A 16,762-nucleotide genomic window follows, 5' to 3' on the forward strand; every position below is an offset into this window, starting at 1 on the left:
ACTACGCCGAGACCGTGCGCCCGTCTTCCAACCGGACGACGCGGTCTACCGTCCCGGCCGGCGGTGCGACGTGCGAGATCAGCAGCACGGACTGCTCCCCCGCCGCCTGCAGCAGGTCGCGCAGCAGAGCATCGGAGGCATCCGGGTCGACACCGGCCGTCGGCTCGTCGAGCACGAGCACCGGGAAGCCCCGCAGCAGCGCCCGCGCCAGGGCGATGCGCTGCGCCTGACCGCCCGAGACGAGCCCGCCGCGGTCGCCGACCCTGGCATCGAGTCCCCCGCGCTCGCGCACCCAGGCACCGAGACCCACACGGTCGAGCACGGCGAGCAGCTCGTCGTTAGTCGCCGAGTCACGGGCGAAGAGCAGATTCTGGCGGATGTCCTCATCGAACAGCTGCGGACTCTGCTCGCACAGCCCGATCGTGCGGCGGAGCGTGGGGCCTGACAGGCTCGCAGCATCCATACCGCCGAGGGAATACTCGCCCTCGACCCGCAGGAATCCGACGAGCGCAGCGGCCAGCGAGCTCTTGCCCGCCCCACTCGGCCCCGCCACCAGCACGCGCTCCCCCGGTTCCAGGTCGAGGTCGACCCCCCGCAGCGCGGGAGTGCCGCCCGGCCACCAGGCCTGGACGCCACGGAGTCGGATGGTCGGGGCGCCGGAGATCTCGGCATCCTCACCGTCATCCGACCGCAGCTCTGAGGGAACCTCGGAAGGCAGCACGTCGACGATGCGCTCGGCGCTCGACCGCACGCTGCGCCAGGATGCCGCGGCGATCGGCACCGCACCGAACACCTCGAACACGACCATCGGCACGAGCACCGCGACCGCGAGCCAGGGGCCGTCTATCGCGCCGGTCGCGAGCCCTGGTGCCGCGACAGCGAGCGCCCACACCGATGCAGCGCCGGCGACGGCCGAGACCACTCCGGCGGCGATCGCCTGCGCGAGCGAGGCCCTGCTGACGGCACGGCGGAGACCGGCATCCGCCTGTCGCACGCGCTCGCGCGCCTGCGGTTCAGCGCCATAGGCGAGCAGCACGTCGAGCGCGCCGAAGTAGTCGGTCAGCGCGGCCGAGAGGTCGCCACGGCGGCGGGAGACTGCAGCCTCGGCGCGGGATCCGAAGAGCCACCCCAGCCCGATCGCCGCGGCGGCCGCGATCACCAGGCACGCGGCGAGAGTGAGCGCGGCGGGCACCGACACGAACAGCAGGAATCCGACCGCTCCGAGTGCGACGAGCCCCGACACCGCCAGCGGCTGCACGACCCGCAGCGGCAGATTCTGCAGGTTCTCGACGTCGTCGACGAGCGCCGACTGCACCCGGCCGTGATCGGTGCGCCCGAGCCCCGCGGGAGACAGCGGAGTCAGCCGCCGCACCATGTCGGCCCGCGTCGAGGCGAGCTGACGCAGCGCCGCGTCATGTCCGCTCAGCCGTTCGAGGTAGCGGGTCACGGCACGCGACACCGCGAAGAACCGCACGCCCACGACAGCGATCGACAGTGGCACGAGCGAGTCGACGATCGACGCGCTGACGATCAGCCAACCGCTGACGGCGAGAAGGCTCACAGCAGCACCCGCCGAAACGAAGCCCCAGATCGCGCCGGGGAGGAAGCGACGCAACGGCGGCTGCGCAAGGCGGAGGATGCCGCGCACCCGCGCCGCAGTGCCCGTGCCGGCGCCGGTGCCGGCGCCGGTGCGAGTGCCGATGCCGCTCATGCGCTCACCCCCAGCTCGACGACGTGGTCGGCGATCGCCCTGGCCGAGCGGCGGTGCGATACGAGGAGGATCGTGGCCCCGGCATCCGCCCGCGCGCGCAGCGACGCCCAGAGCCGCTCTTCGGTGTCGGGGTCGAGCGCGCTGGAGGGCTCATCGAGTGCCAGCACAGCATCCGGTCGCCCGGCATGCCGATACAGCGCCCGCGCGACCGCGACCCGCTGCGCCTGCCCGCCCGAGAGCCCGCTCCCCTGCACACCCAGCTCGAGCGCCGGGTCGAGGTCGTTCGCGCAGGCGTCATCGAGGGCATGGCGGATGCCGTCGGCATCCGGCGCCTCATCGCCCAGCGCCACATTGGCCGCGATCGTGCCGCGGCTCAGCTGGGGGCGCTGTCCGCTCCAGGCCAACCAGTCCGACGGTGCGACCTCGCGCACATCGACGCCGCCGACCGTGGCAGAGCCCTCGAACTCGACCGCACCCCGCAGAGCCGCGAGCAGACTCGACTTGCCCGCGCCGCTCGGCCCCTCGATCAGCGTGAGGGTTCCGGGTGTTGCGGTGAACGAGACCGGCGGCAGATCGCGCACCCGCAGCTCGGCGACGACCAGGTCTCGCGCGTTCGCGGTTCGCAATTCAGCATGAACGCCACCGCGACCGGCGGTCAGCCCACCAGACGACCCGGTGTCGGCATCGCGTGCTGAATCGTGAACACCGCCGGCCCGAGCCTCGGCCGCATCCAGCACCTCGAACACATCCTCCGTGGCCGCAACGCCCTCGGACGCGGCGTGGAACTGCACCCCGACCTGCCGGATCGGCAGGAACGTCTCGGGAGCGAGCAGCAGCACGAACAGACCGACCTCGAGCGACAGGTCGCCCGACAGCAGCCGGAACCCGACCGCGACCGCGATCAACGCCACGGCGAGCGAGGCCAGCAACTCCATCGCGAAACCCGAGAGGAACGAGAACCGCAGCACCTTCATGGTCTCGCGACGATACTCATCGGCCGTGGCCTCGATCTGCGCGGCTGCCCGGCGCTCGCGCCCGAACAGACGCAGCGTCGAGAGCCCCTGCACGGTGTCGGCGAACCGCGTCGCGAGGCGCTGCAGCGTCTGCCACTGCTTGCGCTGCACCGTGCGGGTGGCGATGCCGATCAGGATCAGGAACAGCGGGATGAGCGGCAGCGTGATGAGCGCCGTCAGTCCGCTCGGCCAGTCCTGCCACCACATCACCGCGAGCAGCACCGGCGTCGCGATGACCGTGAGCACGAGCTGCGGAATGTACCGGGCGAAGTACGCGTCGAGCGCTTCGAGCCCATGCCCCGCCGTCACGGCGAGCCCTGCCTGATTGCGCTGTGCGAGCCACCCCGGTCCGAGGCGGCCGACGGCGGCGATCAGCGCGGCACGCAGCTGCATCCCGGTCTTCGCCGCAGCGCGGGTTCCGGCGGCATCCGAGGCGGCGATCAGCACTCCACGCAGCGCCGCGAGCCCGAGCAGCCACAGCAGTGTCGTCGTGACGTCGCGTCCGGCGAGCGCGCCGGTCACGGCATCCGTCAGCATCCAGGCGAACGCGACCGTCACCGCCGTCTGCAGGACGCCGATCGCGCCCGACAGCAGCAGGAATCCGCGGGCCGCGCTCGCGTATCGCAGCAGACGGATGTCGACCGGCTTCACCGTTCCATCCCCTCAGCCATGATCAGACAGGTCGCTCCGGTCGCAGGTCGTGCCGCTCCCCGACGAGGGAGGCGGCACGAACTGCGACCGGACCAGAAGCCGTGTCTCACGCGTGCGCCGGAGCCCCCTCGATCGAGCTGCGGGTGACCCTCTTGCGGAAGATCCAGTAGGTCCACGTCTGGTACGCCAGCACGAGGGGCAGGGCGATCAGCGCGGTCCAACTCATGATCGTCAGCGTATACGGCGTGCTCGACGCGTTCTCGATCGTGAGGCTGAAGGCCGGGTCGATCGTCGACGGCATCACGTAGGGGAACAGCGCCGCGAACAGCATCACCACAGCGGATGCCACGGTCACAGCGCCCGCGGTGAACGCCCGTCCGTCGCGGCCGCGCAGCGAGAACAGCACCGATGCGATGAGCGCGAGGGCGGCGACGAGTCCGCATCCGACGACCATCCACAGCAGCGGCGCCTCGCGCCCGGCGGCCAGGACGACCGTCCAGATCACGGTGCCGGCCGCGGCGAGCACCGTGGGCCCTGCGGCGAGCTTCACCAGGCGACGAGCATCCGCGTGCACCTGTCCGTCGGTCTTGAGCGAGACGAAGAGCACGCCGTGCAGGAAGAAGAGCAGCAGCGTCGTGACGCCGACGAGCAGCGCATACGGGTTCAGCAGCGCGAAGAAGCCACCGACGTAGATGTGGTTCTCATCGATCGCCACCCCCTGCACGATGTTGCCGAACGCGACGCCCCAGAGCAGCGCCGGCACGGCCGAGCCGATCACGATCATCCGGTCGAAGCCGCGCTTCCACTTCGCCGACTCGCGCTGGTGCCGGTACTCGAACGACACCCCGCGCAGGATCAGCGCGAGCAGGATCAGCAGCAGCGGCAGGTAGAACCCGCTGAACAGCGTCGCGTACCACTCGGGGAACGACGCGAACAGGCAGGCGCCGGCGACGATGACCCAGGTCTCGTTGAGATCCCAGATCGGGCCGATCGTGTTGATCACCTGGCGACGCGAGACGTCGTTCTTGCCGAGGAACGGCAGCGACATGCCCACGCCGAAGTCGAATCCGTCGAGAACGAAGTAGCCGACGAAGAGGAAGGCGACGATCCAGAACCACATGTATTCCATGACTGATCCCTTTCTCAGTACACGACAGACGGCAGCTGGGCCGTCTCCTCGTGGGGTTGTTCGTCGGTGTCAGGGCCCTTCTGCGCGGCCTTGATGATGAGGCGGATCTCGACCACGGCCAGCGCCGCATAGATCGCGGTGAAGGCGATCAGCGAGATGAGCACCTCGAGCCCGCTGACGCCCGGCGAGACGCCGTCCTGCGTGGTCATGAGCCCGAAGACGATCCAGGGCTGCCTGCCCATCTCGGTGAAGACCCAGCCCATGATGTTCGCGGCGAGCGCGAGGGGGAACGACCAGATCGCGAGCTTCCACATCCACTGCGCCGGGGGCTTCTTGGCGCCCTTGCGGGTCAGCCACAGGCCGACGACGGCGACGAGCGCTGCGGCGATGCCGAGGCCGATCATCCAGCGGAACGCCCAGTACGTGACCCAGAGGATCGGGGCGAACTCGGTGAGCCCGGTGTCGGCGAACGTGGTGCTGTACTCGGCGTTGAGGTCGTTGATGCCGTGCACGCAGGCATCGAACGAGTGGGTCGACAGCAGCGAGAGCAGATACGGCACGCGGATCGAGAACAGCTCGGAGCTGCCGTCCGGGGTGCCCAGCGTGAAGATGCTGAAGGAGGCGTCGTAGCCGCAGACGGTGTTGAACGTGGCTTCCGCCGCCGCCATCTTCATCGGCTGCGCCGCGTACATCGCGAGTCCCAGCTGGTCACCCGTGAGCACGACGCCGGCGGTGGAGACGATCATCGCCCAGAGCCCGAACTTCAGCGAGATGCGCATCGTGTCGAAGTGCTGGCCGCGAGCGAGGTGCCAGGCCGACACGGAGATCACCACACCGGCGGCGAACATCAGCGCACCGAAGATCGTGTGCGGGAAGGCGGCGAGCGCGACGGGGTTCGTCAGCAGCGCCCAGAAGTCGGTGAGCTCCGCACGGTTCGTCTCGGGGTTGTAGACGTAGCCGACCGGGTTCTGCATGAACGCGTTGGCGGCGATGATGAAGTACGCCGACAGGATGCTGCCGATCGAGACGCACCAGATCGTGGCGAGGTGCAGTTTCTGCGGAAGCTTGTCCCAGCCGAAGATCCAGAGTCCGATGAACGTCGCCTCGAAGAAGAAGGCGAGCAGTCCCTCGAAGGCGAGCGGGGCGCCGAAGACGTCACCCACGAAGCGGGAGTAGTCCGACCAGTTCATGCCGAACTGGAACTCCTGCACGATGCCGGTCACGACACCCATGGCGAAGTTGATCAGGAAGATCTTGCCGAAGAACCGGGTCAGGTGCAGGTACTGCACCTTGCCGGTGCGCACCCACGCGGTCTGGAAGATCGCCGCGACCAGAGCCATGCCGATCGTCAGCGGCACGAACAGGTAGTGGTAGACGGTCGTCAGACCGAACTGCCATCGAGACAGGACCAGCGGGTCTAGCCATTCCATGTGCCACTCCTTCTTCGATGCCCTGGTTCTTCTGTGCGCCGGGTGCCACGCTAACGACGAGCCCACTGCCCCCGCGGGGCTGCAGACCGTGAATAAGACAGATGCTCGCCTAGGCGGCGGTCATCTCCGTCAGGCGCAGCTGTACCGTGCAATCCGCCGGGAGGGCGGTGGCGCGCACGGCCTCGGCAGCGAGCGGCCCACCGGCTTCGGTGAGCACCCCCTGCATGAGGCCGAGGTGCACGGTGCACAGCATCGGACGGTCTTCGGCGCGACCCGCGGCGTGCGGGCACGGGCTGAGATCGACGGTGAGCTGCTCGTCATCGACGACGGGCTCGAAGCCGCTCTCCTCCAAGTGTTCGATCAGGGCGTCCAGCTGGTAGGTCGCGTCGCGACCCAGAGCGGATGCGGATGCCGGGAGCACGCGACGCAGCAGGTCGCCGCGCTCGGCTGCGGCCTTGGCCTTGTTGCGGGCGATGGGACTGGATGCATCCGCGGTGCCGGTCGCGGCGCTGTAGAGCGTGCGCGGACGGCCGCGGGTGGTGCGGTGCTCGCTGGCCTGGATGACGTAGCCACCCTCGATCAGGCGCTGCAGGTGCTCGCGCACCGTGTTGGGATGCAGCCCCGTGGCGTCGCACAGCTCGCCGATGGTGCGATCCGCACGCGTCTGCACGAGGTGCAGGAGCTGCACCCGTGAGAACGTCGAGATCGGCCCGCAGACGGGCCCGCCATTGGCCATGACTCCAGTATTCCGTGGCCGCTGCGCGACATCGAGCTATTCGGCCGTGAATAATGCCCGAGGCGATAGGGATGTCTGATCTCGGCGATAGCCTGGCTGCATGGCAACCCGAAAACCCGCCCCTCCCGCGTACGTCTGCACCGAGTGCGGGTGGACGACGGCGAAGTGGGTGGGTCGCTGTGCCGAATGCCAGCAGTGGGGCACGGTGCAGGAGCAGGGCGCCCAGACCGGCATCCTGAGCCGCATCACCCCGCTCGCGCCGACCGCGGCGAAGGCCGCACGGCCGATCACGCAGATCACCACAGAAGACGCTCCCCGCCGCACGAGCGGTGTGGGCGAGTTCGACCGGGTGCTCGGCGGCGGCATCGTGCCGGGTGCGGCGATCCTGCTGAGCGGCGAGCCCGGCGTCGGCAAATCGACGCTGCTGCTCGAGGTCGCAGCGCAAGCCGCGCGCTCCGGCCGTCGGGTGCTCTACGCCAGCGCCGAGGAGTCCCCCGCGCAGGTGCGTCTGCGGGCCGAGCGCACCGGAGCACTGCACGACGAGCTCTACCTCGCGAGCGAGACCGACCTCGCGACGATCCTCGGCCATATCGACGAGGTGGCACCGCAGCTCGTGATCGTCGACTCGGTGCAGACTGTGTCGTCGTCGCTGATCGACGGTGCCGCCGGCCAGCCGAGCCAGGTGCGCGAGGTCGCGGCGACGCTGATCCGCGTCGCGAAAGACCGCGGCCTGCCCGTCATCCTCGTCGGCCATGTGACGAAAGACGGCACCGTGGCCGGGCCCCGTGTGCTCGAGCACCTGGTCGACGTGGTGTGCCACTTCGAGGGCGACCGGCAGACGTCACTGCGCTTCATCCGGGCGTTGAAGAACCGATTCGGCCCCACCGATGAGGTCGGATGCTTCGAGATGACGGGGGCGGGCATCTCCGAGGTTCCCGATCCCTCGGGTCTCTTCCTCTCGCAGGGCGAGACGGAGCCGGGCACGTGCGTCGCCATCTCGCTCGAGGGCCGCAGGGCGCTCCCTGTCGAGGTGCAGGCGCTGACGATCAACACCACCGCGCCGAACCCCCGCCGTGTGGTGCACGGACTCGATTCCTCCCGTGTGGCGATGGTGCTGGCGATCCTCGAACGACGAGCGCACATCAAGACCAGCAATCTCGACGTCTACGTCTCGACCGTCGGCGGTGTGCGCTTCACCGAACCTGCCGCCGACCTCGCGATCGCGATCGCCGTGGCGGGGTCGATCCAGCAGATCTCCGTGCCGCGCACGGTCGCGGCGGTCGGAGAGCTCAGCCTCGCCGGTGAGATCCGGCCGGTCACGCAGTCGGCGCAGCGCCGCTCAGAGGCGTCGCGACTCGGCTACGAGCAGGTGGTCGACGACCGTTCGAAGACGCTGCGCGCGGCGCTCAACGACGTCCGCTCGCGCAACACCACGCGTCGCAGCGAAGCCGACATCCCGCCGTTCTGAGTCCGCGGCGACCGCAGGGTCGCGGGCGCCACCGCGCTCAGGCGTCGAGGGCCCTGAGCAGCTCGTCGGGCGAGGCCTGCATCGGATGCGGCCCCGCGATGTCGAGGAAGACCGTCGTGATCGGGTGCGCGACCAGGAACTTGCGCAGCCAATCGGCGGTGTAGATGCCCACCCCCGGCGGCAGGTTGTCGGGCTTGTTCTTCGCATCGCTGAACAGCAGAAGCGCCAAGTCGCCCGACTTCGGGTCGCGGTAGGTCCACACCTCGCCGCTGTCGAGCGGGTTGTCGCGGGCCCCGGGCTTCACGAGCGGCACGACGGTGGTGCCGTGGCGCAGTGCCAGGGCGACCGCGGCAATGTCCTGCTTCTCCAGGGCCTGTGCGAGAGCATCCGACCGGAAATCCTCGGGCGCGGGCTTGTTCTTCGCGGACTTCGCCTTCTTCGATGCCATGCATCCAGCATATTCAGCCCGCGGCTGCCGCTCCCCGCGAATGCGGACGCTCACCGCGAAATCAGAGACGCGCGGGAGAGGCGCAGGAAAAGAAAAGGGCCCTCTCGAGTCCTCCATTGGGGACTGGGGTACTCGAGAGGGCCCGCGGACCCTCGGGGCGGCATGTCGAAGCGCTGGGGACGCTGTGTTCGACGCCACTGGGGATGGCATGCGCCGCAAGTCTGCGAGGGTCACCTCAATGGTATCCCAAAGAACGGATGGTGTCAGCACCGAAACTGAGTGCAGGTCTGTATTCAAGACCTTTGGCCAATGCGGATGCGACGAGCGGCGCACTGCGCGACGCACCAGGCGCCGGCCGGGCACTCAGTAGAGCAGGATCTGCTTGGTGGCCGCGCCCTTGAAGCCGCCGATCTCGACGGCCACGTGATACGACGCTCCCCCACCGGGAGCACGCGCACGGTTCTCCTGGGCGCAGGTCTCGACGCTCGACCGCGTGCGATCCCAGGTCACCGGAACCTTGCTCGTGACCGTCGCTCCGGCCGCCAGCGTGGCGATCATGCTGCTCGGGTTCTCCTGGCAGTCGGTCGAGCGCCACCACACGTCGGACCCGCTCGACACCGTGAGCACCTGGGTCGTCGACCCGACATCGATCGCGCAGTCCGTGGCTCCGCGGTTCGTCAGCGAGATCGACAGCTGCGGCAGGACTCCCGCCTGATACGTGTCGGCATCCGTCACCGCTGAGACCTCGACGTCCTGCGCTTCGCACGCCACGATTCCCGGCGTCTCCTCGCTGGACGGCTCGGGCTCGGGAGCGGGCGACTCCGCAGCGGTCGGGTCGGGGGTCGTCGATGCCGTCGGAGTCGACGAGGCGGAGGGCGTCGGCGACGGGGTCGCCTCCGTCGCACTCGCCCACGGTCGGGCGACGAGAAGCCACACCGCCGTCACGATGAACGCGACGAAGAGGATCAGTGCGACGAGGGTCACCAGTCGCCGACGACGATAGACGGCGGCGGAGTGACGGGGCATGAGTCCAGGTTAGTTGAGCCTTTTCAGCATCCTGGTGTTGCCGAGCGTGTTCGGCTTGACGTGCGCAAGGTCGAGGAACTCCTCGACACCGGCGTCACCGCTGCGCAGCAGCTGCGAATACACGTCGGGGTCGACGACCTGCTCGCCGATGATCGAGTACCCGCGTCGACCGAAGAAATCGACCTCGAACGTGAGGCAGAACAGTCGGCTGAGACCCAGCTGCCTCGCCTGCTCCTCGAGAGCACCGACGATCGCGCCGCCGACGCCGTGATGCAGCCAGTCCGCACGGACCATCAGGGTGCGCACCTCGCCGAGGTCCTCCCAGAAGACGTGGAGTGCACCGCATCCGACCAGTTCGCCGTCGGCCTCGGCCACCACGAATTCCTGCACGGCGCCGTAGAGCACGGCGAGATCCTTGCCGAGGAGGATGCGCTGCTCGACCATCGGCTGCAGAAGATTCCGGATGCCGATGATGTCGGCGCTCCGCGCCGGCCGGACGATGTACTCGCTCACATCGTCAAGCCTAGAACCCGTCACCTCCACAGACGCTGAAGCGGCCCCCACCCGTTCGAATCGCTCACTTTGCGGACAATCCGGCCCGAAACCTGCAAGGTGCGCGATTCGAACGAAAGTCTCGGACACGCAGAAGGGGCGGATGCCTCAGCATCCGCCCCTTCTCTGATCAGGTCACTCTCCGCTGGCGATGGCCAGGTCGGGGGTGCCGGGGATCGCTCCACCGGTGTTGACGCCGACCGCGACCTGCTCGCCGCGCGGGCCGTGCTCGAAGAGGAACTCGCCGTCCTTCGAGTCGACCTTGACGTGGTCGCCGGGGTTCAGCTCACCGTGCAGGATCTTCTCGGACAGACGGTCCTCGACCTCGTGCTGCATCGCGCGACGCAGCGGTCGGGCACCGAGTGCCGGGTCGAACCCGATCTCGATGAGGCGCTCCTTGGCGGACTGCGAGAGCTCGATCGTCATGTCGCGGTCGAGCAGACGCTCGCCGAGGCGCTTCGTGAACAGATCGACGATCTGCACGAGCTCGTCCTTCGACAGCTGCGGGAACACGATGATGTCGTCGACACGGTTGAGGAACTCGGGCTTGAAGTTGCGCTTGAGCTCTTCGTTGACCTTGCCCTTCATCCGCTCGTAGTTCGTCGAGTTGACGCCCTCGATCTGGAATCCGACCGGACCACCGGCGATGTCACGAGCACCGAGGTTGGTGGTCATGATGATGACGGTGTTCTTGAAGTCGATCACGCGGCCCTGACCATCGGTCAGACGACCCTCTTCGAGGATCTGCAGCAGCGAGTTGAAGATGTCCGGGTGGGCCTTCTCGATCTCGTCGAACAGCACCACGCTGAACGGCTTGCGACGCACCTTCTCGGTGAGCTGGCCACCCTCCTCGAATCCGACGAATCCGGGAGGGGCACCGAACAGACGCGAGACGGTGTGCTTCTCACCGAACTCGCTCATGTCGAGCGAGATGAGAGCGGCTTCGTCGTCGAACAGGAACTCGGCGAGCGCCTTGGCGAGCTCGGTCTTTCCGACACCCGTGGGGCCGGCGAAGATGAACGAGCCCGAGGGACGCTTCGGGTCCTTGAGGCCTGCACGCTGACGACGGATCGTCTTGGAGAGTGCCGCGATGGCCTCTTCCTGACCGATGACGCGCTGGTGCAGCGCCTTCTCCATGAAGACGAGTCGCGAGGACTCCTCTTCCGTCAGCTTGAAGACCGGGATGCCGGTGGCCTGTGCGAGCACCTCGGCGATCAGACCCTCGTCGACGACCGCCTGGGTCGCGACGTCACCCGAACGCCACTGCTTCTCGAGGCGCAGGCGCTCGGCGAGGAGGCTCTTCTCCTCGTCGCGCAGCGATGCGGCCTTCTCGAAGTCCTGATCCTCGGACGCGACTTCCTTCTGCTCGCGGACCTTGGCGATCTTCTCGTCGAATTCGCGCAGCTCGGGCGGGCTCGACAGGATGCTGAGGCGCAGGCGTGCGCCGGCCTCGTCGATCAGGTCGATGGCCTTGTCGGGCAGGAACCGGTCGGAGACGTAGCGGTCGGCGAGGTTCGATGCCGCGACGATCGCGCCGTCGGTGATCTGCACCTTGTGGTGCGCTTCGTACCGGTCGCGCAGCCCCTTGAGGATGTTGATCGTGTGAGGGAGGCTCGGCTCGTTCACCTGGATCGACTGGAAGCGGCGCTCGAGAGCGGCATCCTTCTCGAAGTGCTTGCGGTACTCGTCGAGCGTGGTCGCACCGATGGTCTGGAGCTCACCACGGGCGAGGAGGGGCTTGAGGATGCTGGCCGCATCGATCGCGCCCTCGGCGGCACCCGCACCCACGAGGGTGTGGATCTCGTCGATGAAGACGATGATGTCGCCGCGCGTGCGGATCTCTTTCGTGACCTTCTTCAGGCGCTCCTCGAAGTCACCGCGGTAGCGGGAACCGGCGATGAGAGAGCCGAGGTCGAGCGAGTAGAGCTGCTTGTCCTTCAGCGTCTCGGGCACATCGCCCTTGACGATCGCCTGGGCGAGGCCCTCGACGACGGCGGTCTTGCCGACGCCGGGCTCACCGATCAGAACGGGGTTGTTCTTGGAGCGACGAGACAGGATCTGCATGACCCGCTCGATCTCCTTCTCGCGCCCGATGACCGGGTCGAGCTTGTTGTCGCGTGCGGCCTGCGTCAGGTTGCGACCGAACTGGTCGAGCACCTGCGAGCCGCCCTGGGCGCTCGGGGTGTCGTTCGACTGCGCGCCGACGGCTGCCGGCTCGCGTCCGGGGGCACCGGACAGGAGCTGGATGACCTGCTGGCGGACCTTGTTCAGGTCGGCACCGAGCTTGACGAGCACCTGGGCTGCGACACCCTCACCCTCGCGGATGAGGCCGAGCAGGATGTGCTCGGTGCCGATGTAGTTGTGGCCGAGCTGGAGGGCCTCGCGGAGGCTCAGCTCGAGGACCTTCTTGGCGCGCGGCGTGAACGGGATGTGCCCGGTCGGCTGCTGCTGGCCCTGGCCGATGATGTCCTGCACCTGCTCGCGCACGGCGTCGAGCGAGATGCCGAGGCTCTCGAGCGCCTTGGCCGCGACACCCTCGCCCTCGTGAATGAGGCCGAGCAGGATGTGCTCGGTGCCGATGTAGTTGTGGTTGAGCATCTTCGCCTCTTCTTGGGCGAGGACGACCACTCGACGGGCTCGGTCCGTGAATCTCTCGAACATGCTGTGACTCCTTATTCGCACGTGTTGTTCGACACTGGCGAAGACGCGTGAAGCGCTTGTACATCGAGAGTAACCACCGCACGGGAGAGGTATGCCCGTGTTCGCCGTCGGCATAGTGCCGTGACGGGCCGTGACACCGCTCTCGTGCCACGAGGGTTGACGAACATATCGACAGTCGTTATGTTAACGATTATCGGTAATAACGAAGATCGATAAGGAGTGGATGATGACCTCGACGAAGAACCGCACGCTCTCCCGCGGCGACACCGGAGCCCTGATCGGCTTCTGCATCGCCGGGGTCGCGATCGCCGCGTACATCACGGTGTTCTCGATCATCCGGATCATCGAACTCGCCCGCGGCGTCGACGTCCCGGTGCTCGCCGAGTTCATCGGTTCGAAGACCCCGGTCGAGCTGCCGCTCAGCACCGGCGACAGCATCTCCGTCGGGCTCGACAGCGCCGTGATCACGGCGCCTCAACTGCCCGCGATCGCGGCGGTGCCCGGCATCATCGGACAGATCGCGCAGATCCTGACGATCGTCGTCGTGATCGGATGCCTCATCGTGCTGGCCCGCAGCGTTCTCGCCGGCCGCGTCTTCAGCCGCCGTAACACCGCTCTCGCGTCGACCGCGGGCATCACCGGACTCGTCGGGTTCGCCGCCGTCCGCTTCTTCGACAACATGCTCGCCAATGCGACGATCGCCCACATCACCGACAACGGCGTCGAGAGCGCCGTCATGAGCGTCGAACCCTTCACCTTCGTGCTCGCGGCGTTCGTCCTCGCACTCATCGGCACGGTCTTCGTGGTCGGCGACCGCCTGCAGCGCGACAAGGCCACCCTCGAGGATGACACACGGGGTCTCGTGTGACCCCGGCGGAGAACGACGACGAGCTCACCGGCATCCACTGCCGTCTCGACGAGCTGCTCGCCGCACGAGGGATGACGCTGACCGAGCTGAGCGCGCGCGTGGGCGTCAGCATCGTGAACCTGTCGGTGCTGAAGAACGACAGGGCCAGGGCCATCCGGTACTCGACCCTGCGGGCGATCTGCGACGCACTCGAGTGCGAGGTCGGCGACCTGCTGGTCCTCGCATGAGGAACTCTCGAGAATGCTGGTGCGGACTAGCGCGGGGCAGGTAGCGGACATACGGTGTGATGCACGCGATCGGAGGTGGGCCGAATGAGCATTGACGACGATGGGCGGGCGACGATCCCCGCCGAGCTGCGCCACCGTCTTGATTTCGAGGTGAGAGATCGAGGGGATCTGATCGACAACAGTCGCAATCTCCACATCGTCCGATCTCAGAGCGGCGAACAGGCGGTTGATCGCGTTCGAGGCGTCCTCCCAGCTGGTCGGACGACCGCCGAGGTGATGGAGATCACGCGTGGCGAGTGAGATCGCGACCGTCGCCGAGACAGGCCGAAGTCGACGCGTCTGACGTGCGAGACCTCAGGCGACCGGAGGCTGCGGGGGCTGGGGCGGCTGAGGCTGCCCGACCGGCGCGAGAGGCTCGACGACCACGGCCGTGCCGTAGGCGCAGATCTCGCTGAAGTTCGCGATCGACCCGGCGTCGAAGCGCATCGCGACGATCGCGTTGCCGCCGCGCTGCTGAGCCTCGGCCCACATGCGCTGCATCACGACCTGCCGCGCCTCGTACATGACCTGCGTGAACTCGGGGATCTCACCACCGCCGAGCGAGCGGAACCCGGCGGTGAACCCCTGCCCGAAGTCGGTCGAGCGCACCGTCAGCCCCATGACCTCCCCCAGTACCTGAGTGATGCGGTAGCCGGGGATGTCGTTCGTCGTCACCATGAACATGAGGACATCGTGCCATGGCCCGGGCGCCGACACGGATTACCAGCGCGAGACGAATCGGCACAACCCCTTCTATGCATTCGCTGTGAGCCGATAGCGTTGAGCGCATGAAGCTCAACGACCGGAACCTGCGCACCTCTTCCCGCCTCCTCATGGCGCTGCCCATCGCGGCACTCGCCTTCTCGCTCGCCGCCTGCGGCGGATCCACTCGCCCGACCGCCGATATGGTCGCCGACGGCCTCGACGAGTTCTTCACGTCTCAGGGCCAGGAGCTGCCCGACGGCGCCTCCGAGTGCTTCGCCGGCTACCTGGTGGACTCCGAGCTCAGCAACGAGACCCTCACGTTCCTCGCCAACGGCGAGGACAAGCAGTCCAGCGAGGCGGACAAGGCCCTGACGACGAAGATCCTGCAGGACAACCTCCAGGAGTGCGCGGGCTGACCCGCCCCCTCCGATAGACCGAGGATGACGGATGCTTCGGCATCCGTCATCCTTCGTCATCTCGGCCTCGGGACTCCGGCCCGGCTCCTAGCGTGGACGGAAGCGCGCACACGGCGCGCATCGATTCTGGAGTCCCCAATCCAATGAGCACCACCGTCCGCGCCACGAAGGCGCCAGACACCCGCGGACCCGTCCGGAAGCTGCTGACCTCGTTCGGCTTCCAGATCCTCGCGGCCCTCGTCCTCGGCATCGCCGCCGGTCTGATCGCCCGCCAGTTGGGCGCCACGGCAGACAGCCCCAACGGCCTCTCGGCCACGCTCGACACGATCGGCAGCTCGTACGTGACGCTGCTGCGCACCGCCGTCGTGCCGCTGATCTTCACCGCGATCGTCGCCAGCATCTCGAACCTGCGGCGCGTGCAGAACGCCGCACGTCTCGCCGGTCAGACCCTGCTCTGGTTCGCGATCACCGCTTTCATCGCCGTGATCATCGGCATCACGCTCGGCCTCGTCATCCAGCCCGGTTCGCGCGCCGGCGACGGACTCGAGCCGAGCGACCCCTACACGGTGGGCACGTGGTGGAACTTCCTCCTCGGCCTGATCCCGCAGAACTTCCTGGGCCTCAGCGTCAGCACCAACCCCGGCGCCGCCGAGGGCACGTTCTCGTCGAGCGTGAACTTCAACATCCTGCAGATCATCGTGATCGCGGTCGCCGTGGGCATCGCGGCCCTCAAGGCCGGCAAGAAGGCCGAGCCGTTCCTCGCGTTCACCGAGTCGCTGCTCAAGGTCATCCAGCGCGTGCTGTGGTGGATCATCCGCATCGCCCCGCTCGGCACCTTCGGTCTGATCGGCGCGGCGGTCGTCAAGTACGGCTGGGAGAAGCTCGCCTCGCTCGGCTGGTTCGCGATCGCGGTCTACATCGGCCTCGCGTTGGTGCTGTTCGTCGTCTACCCGATCCTCGTCAAGACCAACGGCCTCTCGATCAAGCAGTACTTCTCGGGCGTGTGGCCGGCCGTGCAGCTGGCCTTCGTCAGCCGCTCGTCGATCGGCACCCTGCCCCTGACCGAGCGCGTCACCGAGCGCAACCTCGGCGTGCCCCGGTCGTACGCCTCGTTCGCCGTCCCGTTCGGCGCGACGACCAAGATGGACGGCTGCGCCGCGATCTACCCGGCCATCGCCGCGATCTTCGTCGCCCAGTTCTTCGGCATCGAGCTCAACCTCGTGCAGTACCTGCTGATCGTGCTCGTCTCGGTCGTCGGCTCCGCCGCCACCGCCGGCACCACGGGCGCGACGGTCATGCTCACGCTGACGCTGTCGACGCTGGGCCTGCCGCTCGAGGGCGTCGGCCTGCTGCTCGCGATCGACCCGATCCTCGACATGGGTCGCACCGCGGTCAACGTCGCGGGCCAGGCGCTCGTGCCGACCATCGTCGCCAAGCGCGAGGGCATCCTCGACGAGGAGCTCTACAACGCCCCGCGCGAGGGCCTGCCCTTCGCCGACGACTCCGACGACGACGTGCCCGAGGCGGACGCCTCCGGCACCGCGGACGCCGAGAAGGAACCGGTCGGCAGCCGCTGACCCCGCAGCACCCGAGCGCCTCGTCCCTCTTCGGGGGCGGGGCGTTCGTGCATGCGTGCGGCGGATGTTTCCGCAGCCGCCGGATGCGCTCGAAAACTGAGTCGG

The 16,762-nt window shown here is 67.9% G+C and carries 16 protein-coding genes; 6 read left to right on the top strand and 10 right to left on the bottom strand.

The window, feature by feature from the left end; all coding sequences use genetic code 11:
* Nucleotide 1: 1 nt before the first annotated feature.
* The 5 genes from cydC to ASF80_RS17215 form a co-directional block, all read right to left on the bottom strand.
* Entirely contained in the window at nucleotides 2-1,711 is a 1,710-nt protein-coding gene (gene cydC, locus ASF80_RS17195) for a thiol reductant ABC exporter subunit CydC (protein ID WP_082488448.1), read from the bottom strand.
* Complete coding sequence (cydD, locus tag ASF80_RS17200; protein WP_056313325.1) at nucleotides 1,708-3,375, bottom strand: thiol reductant ABC exporter subunit CydD; 1,668 nt, start codon at nucleotides 3,373-3,375, stop codon at nucleotides 1,708-1,710. The genes cydC and cydD overlap by 4 nt, the downstream gene beginning before the upstream one ends.
* A gap of 106 nt (nucleotides 3,376-3,481) precedes the next feature.
* Entirely contained in the window at nucleotides 3,482-4,504 is a 1,023-nt protein-coding gene (gene cydB, locus ASF80_RS17205) for a cytochrome d ubiquinol oxidase subunit II (RefSeq protein WP_056313328.1), read from the bottom strand.
* 14 nt (nucleotides 4,505-4,518) lie between these two features.
* A complete protein-coding gene (locus ASF80_RS17210) occupies nucleotides 4,519-5,934 on the bottom strand; it encodes a cytochrome ubiquinol oxidase subunit I (protein ID WP_056313331.1) in 1,416 nt (471 codons plus the stop codon).
* A 109-nt stretch (nucleotides 5,935-6,043) separates the two neighbouring features.
* The gene (locus tag ASF80_RS17215; RefSeq protein ID WP_056313332.1) at nucleotides 6,044-6,670 is read right to left on the bottom strand and encodes a helix-turn-helix transcriptional regulator; all 627 of its coding nucleotides are present in this window, start codon (nucleotides 6,668-6,670) and stop codon (nucleotides 6,044-6,046) included.
* A gap of 100 nt (nucleotides 6,671-6,770) precedes the next feature.
* Here ASF80_RS17215 and radA point away from each other — a divergent pair, with 100 nt between their 5' ends.
* A complete protein-coding gene (gene radA / locus ASF80_RS17220; protein WP_056313333.1) occupies nucleotides 6,771-8,138 on the top strand; it encodes a DNA repair protein RadA in 1,368 nt (455 codons plus the stop codon).
* A 37-nt stretch (nucleotides 8,139-8,175) separates the two neighbouring features.
* Here radA and ASF80_RS17225 read toward each other — a convergent pair whose 3' ends face one another.
* The 4 genes from ASF80_RS17225 to ASF80_RS17240 form a co-directional block, all read right to left on the bottom strand.
* A complete protein-coding gene (locus ASF80_RS17225; RefSeq protein WP_056313335.1) occupies nucleotides 8,176-8,586 on the bottom strand; it encodes a hypothetical protein in 411 nt (136 codons plus the stop codon).
* Nucleotides 8,587-8,949: 363 nt separating this feature from the next.
* Nucleotides 8,950-9,612: a hypothetical protein gene (locus tag ASF80_RS17230; protein WP_056313337.1), complete on the bottom strand. Its 663-nt coding sequence runs from the start codon at nucleotides 9,610-9,612 to the stop codon at nucleotides 8,950-8,952.
* A 9-nt stretch (nucleotides 9,613-9,621) separates the two neighbouring features.
* Nucleotides 9,622-10,125, bottom strand: coding sequence for an amino-acid N-acetyltransferase (locus ASF80_RS17235; RefSeq protein WP_056313339.1), 504 nt, complete (start codon nucleotides 10,123-10,125; stop codon nucleotides 9,622-9,624).
* 174 nt (nucleotides 10,126-10,299) lie between these two features.
* Nucleotides 10,300-12,825: an ATP-dependent Clp protease ATP-binding subunit gene (locus ASF80_RS17240; RefSeq protein WP_056313341.1), complete on the bottom strand. Its 2,526-nt coding sequence runs from the start codon at nucleotides 12,823-12,825 to the stop codon at nucleotides 10,300-10,302.
* Nucleotides 12,826-13,051: 226 nt separating this feature from the next.
* Between ASF80_RS17240 and ASF80_RS17245 the strand changes: the two genes are divergently transcribed.
* The 3 genes from ASF80_RS17245 to ASF80_RS17255 all read left to right on the top strand — a co-directional run bounded on the left by ASF80_RS17245 (nucleotide 13,052) and on the right by ASF80_RS17255 (nucleotide 14,220).
* On the top strand, nucleotides 13,052-13,693 hold the full coding sequence (locus tag ASF80_RS17245) for a hypothetical protein (RefSeq protein WP_056313343.1): 642 nt from the start codon (nucleotides 13,052-13,054) through the stop codon (nucleotides 13,691-13,693).
* Nucleotides 13,690-13,920, top strand: coding sequence for a helix-turn-helix domain-containing protein (locus ASF80_RS17250; RefSeq protein WP_056313345.1), 231 nt, complete (start codon nucleotides 13,690-13,692; stop codon nucleotides 13,918-13,920). The genes ASF80_RS17245 and ASF80_RS17250 overlap by 4 nt, the downstream gene beginning before the upstream one ends.
* An 84-nt stretch (nucleotides 13,921-14,004) precedes the next feature.
* Nucleotides 14,005-14,220, top strand: a complete 216-nt coding sequence (locus tag ASF80_RS17255) for a hypothetical protein (RefSeq protein ID WP_056313348.1) — start codon at nucleotides 14,005-14,007, stop codon at nucleotides 14,218-14,220.
* A 54-nt stretch (nucleotides 14,221-14,274) separates the two neighbouring features.
* Here ASF80_RS17255 and ASF80_RS17260 read toward each other — a convergent pair whose 3' ends face one another.
* Nucleotides 14,275-14,643: a YbjQ family protein gene (locus ASF80_RS17260; RefSeq protein WP_056313349.1), complete on the bottom strand. Its 369-nt coding sequence runs from the start codon at nucleotides 14,641-14,643 to the stop codon at nucleotides 14,275-14,277.
* Between the two features lie 104 nt (nucleotides 14,644-14,747).
* Between ASF80_RS17260 and ASF80_RS17265 the strand changes: the two genes are divergently transcribed.
* A complete protein-coding gene (locus ASF80_RS17265; RefSeq protein ID WP_056313351.1) occupies nucleotides 14,748-15,080 on the top strand; it encodes a hypothetical protein in 333 nt (110 codons plus the stop codon).
* Nucleotides 15,081-15,223: 143 nt separating this feature from the next.
* The gene (locus tag ASF80_RS17270) at nucleotides 15,224-16,657 is read left to right on the top strand and encodes a dicarboxylate/amino acid:cation symporter (protein WP_056313354.1); all 1,434 of its coding nucleotides are present in this window, start codon (nucleotides 15,224-15,226) and stop codon (nucleotides 16,655-16,657) included.
* Nucleotides 16,658-16,762: the final 105 nt, after the last annotated feature.

This window comes from Microbacterium sp. Leaf159 (assembly GCF_001423615.1).
Lineage (GTDB): Bacteria > Actinomycetota > Actinomycetes > Actinomycetales > Microbacteriaceae > Microbacterium.

Bases quoted from the DNA above. Each gene is read 5' to 3' on its own strand.
- cydC (WP_082488448.1), bottom strand. From the start codon at position 1,711: ATGAGCGGCATCGGCACTCGCACCGGCGCCGGCACCGGCGCCGGCACG.
- cydB (WP_056313328.1), bottom strand. From the start codon at position 4,504: ATGGAATACATGTGGTTCTGGATCGTCGCCTTCCTCTTCGTCGGCTAC.
- ASF80_RS17210 (WP_056313331.1), bottom strand. From the start codon at position 5,934: ATGGAATGGCTAGACCCGCTGGTCCTGTCTCGATGGCAGTTCGGTCTG.
- ASF80_RS17215 (WP_056313332.1), bottom strand. From the start codon at position 6,670: ATGGCCAATGGCGGGCCCGTCTGCGGGCCGATCTCGACGTTCTCACGG.
- radA (WP_056313333.1), top strand. From the start codon at position 6,771: ATGGCAACCCGAAAACCCGCCCCTCCCGCGTACGTCTGCACCGAGTGC.
- ASF80_RS17225 (WP_056313335.1), bottom strand. From the start codon at position 8,586: ATGGCATCGAAGAAGGCGAAGTCCGCGAAGAACAAGCCCGCGCCCGAG.
- ASF80_RS17230 (WP_056313337.1), bottom strand. From the start codon at position 9,612: ATGCCCCGTCACTCCGCCGCCGTCTATCGTCGTCGGCGACTGGTGACC.
- ASF80_RS17240 (WP_056313341.1), bottom strand. From the start codon at position 12,825: ATGTTCGAGAGATTCACGGACCGAGCCCGTCGAGTGGTCGTCCTCGCC.
- ASF80_RS17245 (WP_056313343.1), top strand. From the start codon at position 13,052: ATGACCTCGACGAAGAACCGCACGCTCTCCCGCGGCGACACCGGAGCC.
- ASF80_RS17255 (WP_056313348.1), top strand. From the start codon at position 14,005: ATGAGCATTGACGACGATGGGCGGGCGACGATCCCCGCCGAGCTGCGC.
- ASF80_RS17260 (WP_056313349.1), bottom strand. From the start codon at position 14,643: ATGTTCATGGTGACGACGAACGACATCCCCGGCTACCGCATCACTCAG.
- ASF80_RS17265 (WP_056313351.1), top strand. From the start codon at position 14,748: ATGAAGCTCAACGACCGGAACCTGCGCACCTCTTCCCGCCTCCTCATG.
- ASF80_RS17270 (WP_056313354.1), top strand. From the start codon at position 15,224: ATGAGCACCACCGTCCGCGCCACGAAGGCGCCAGACACCCGCGGACCC.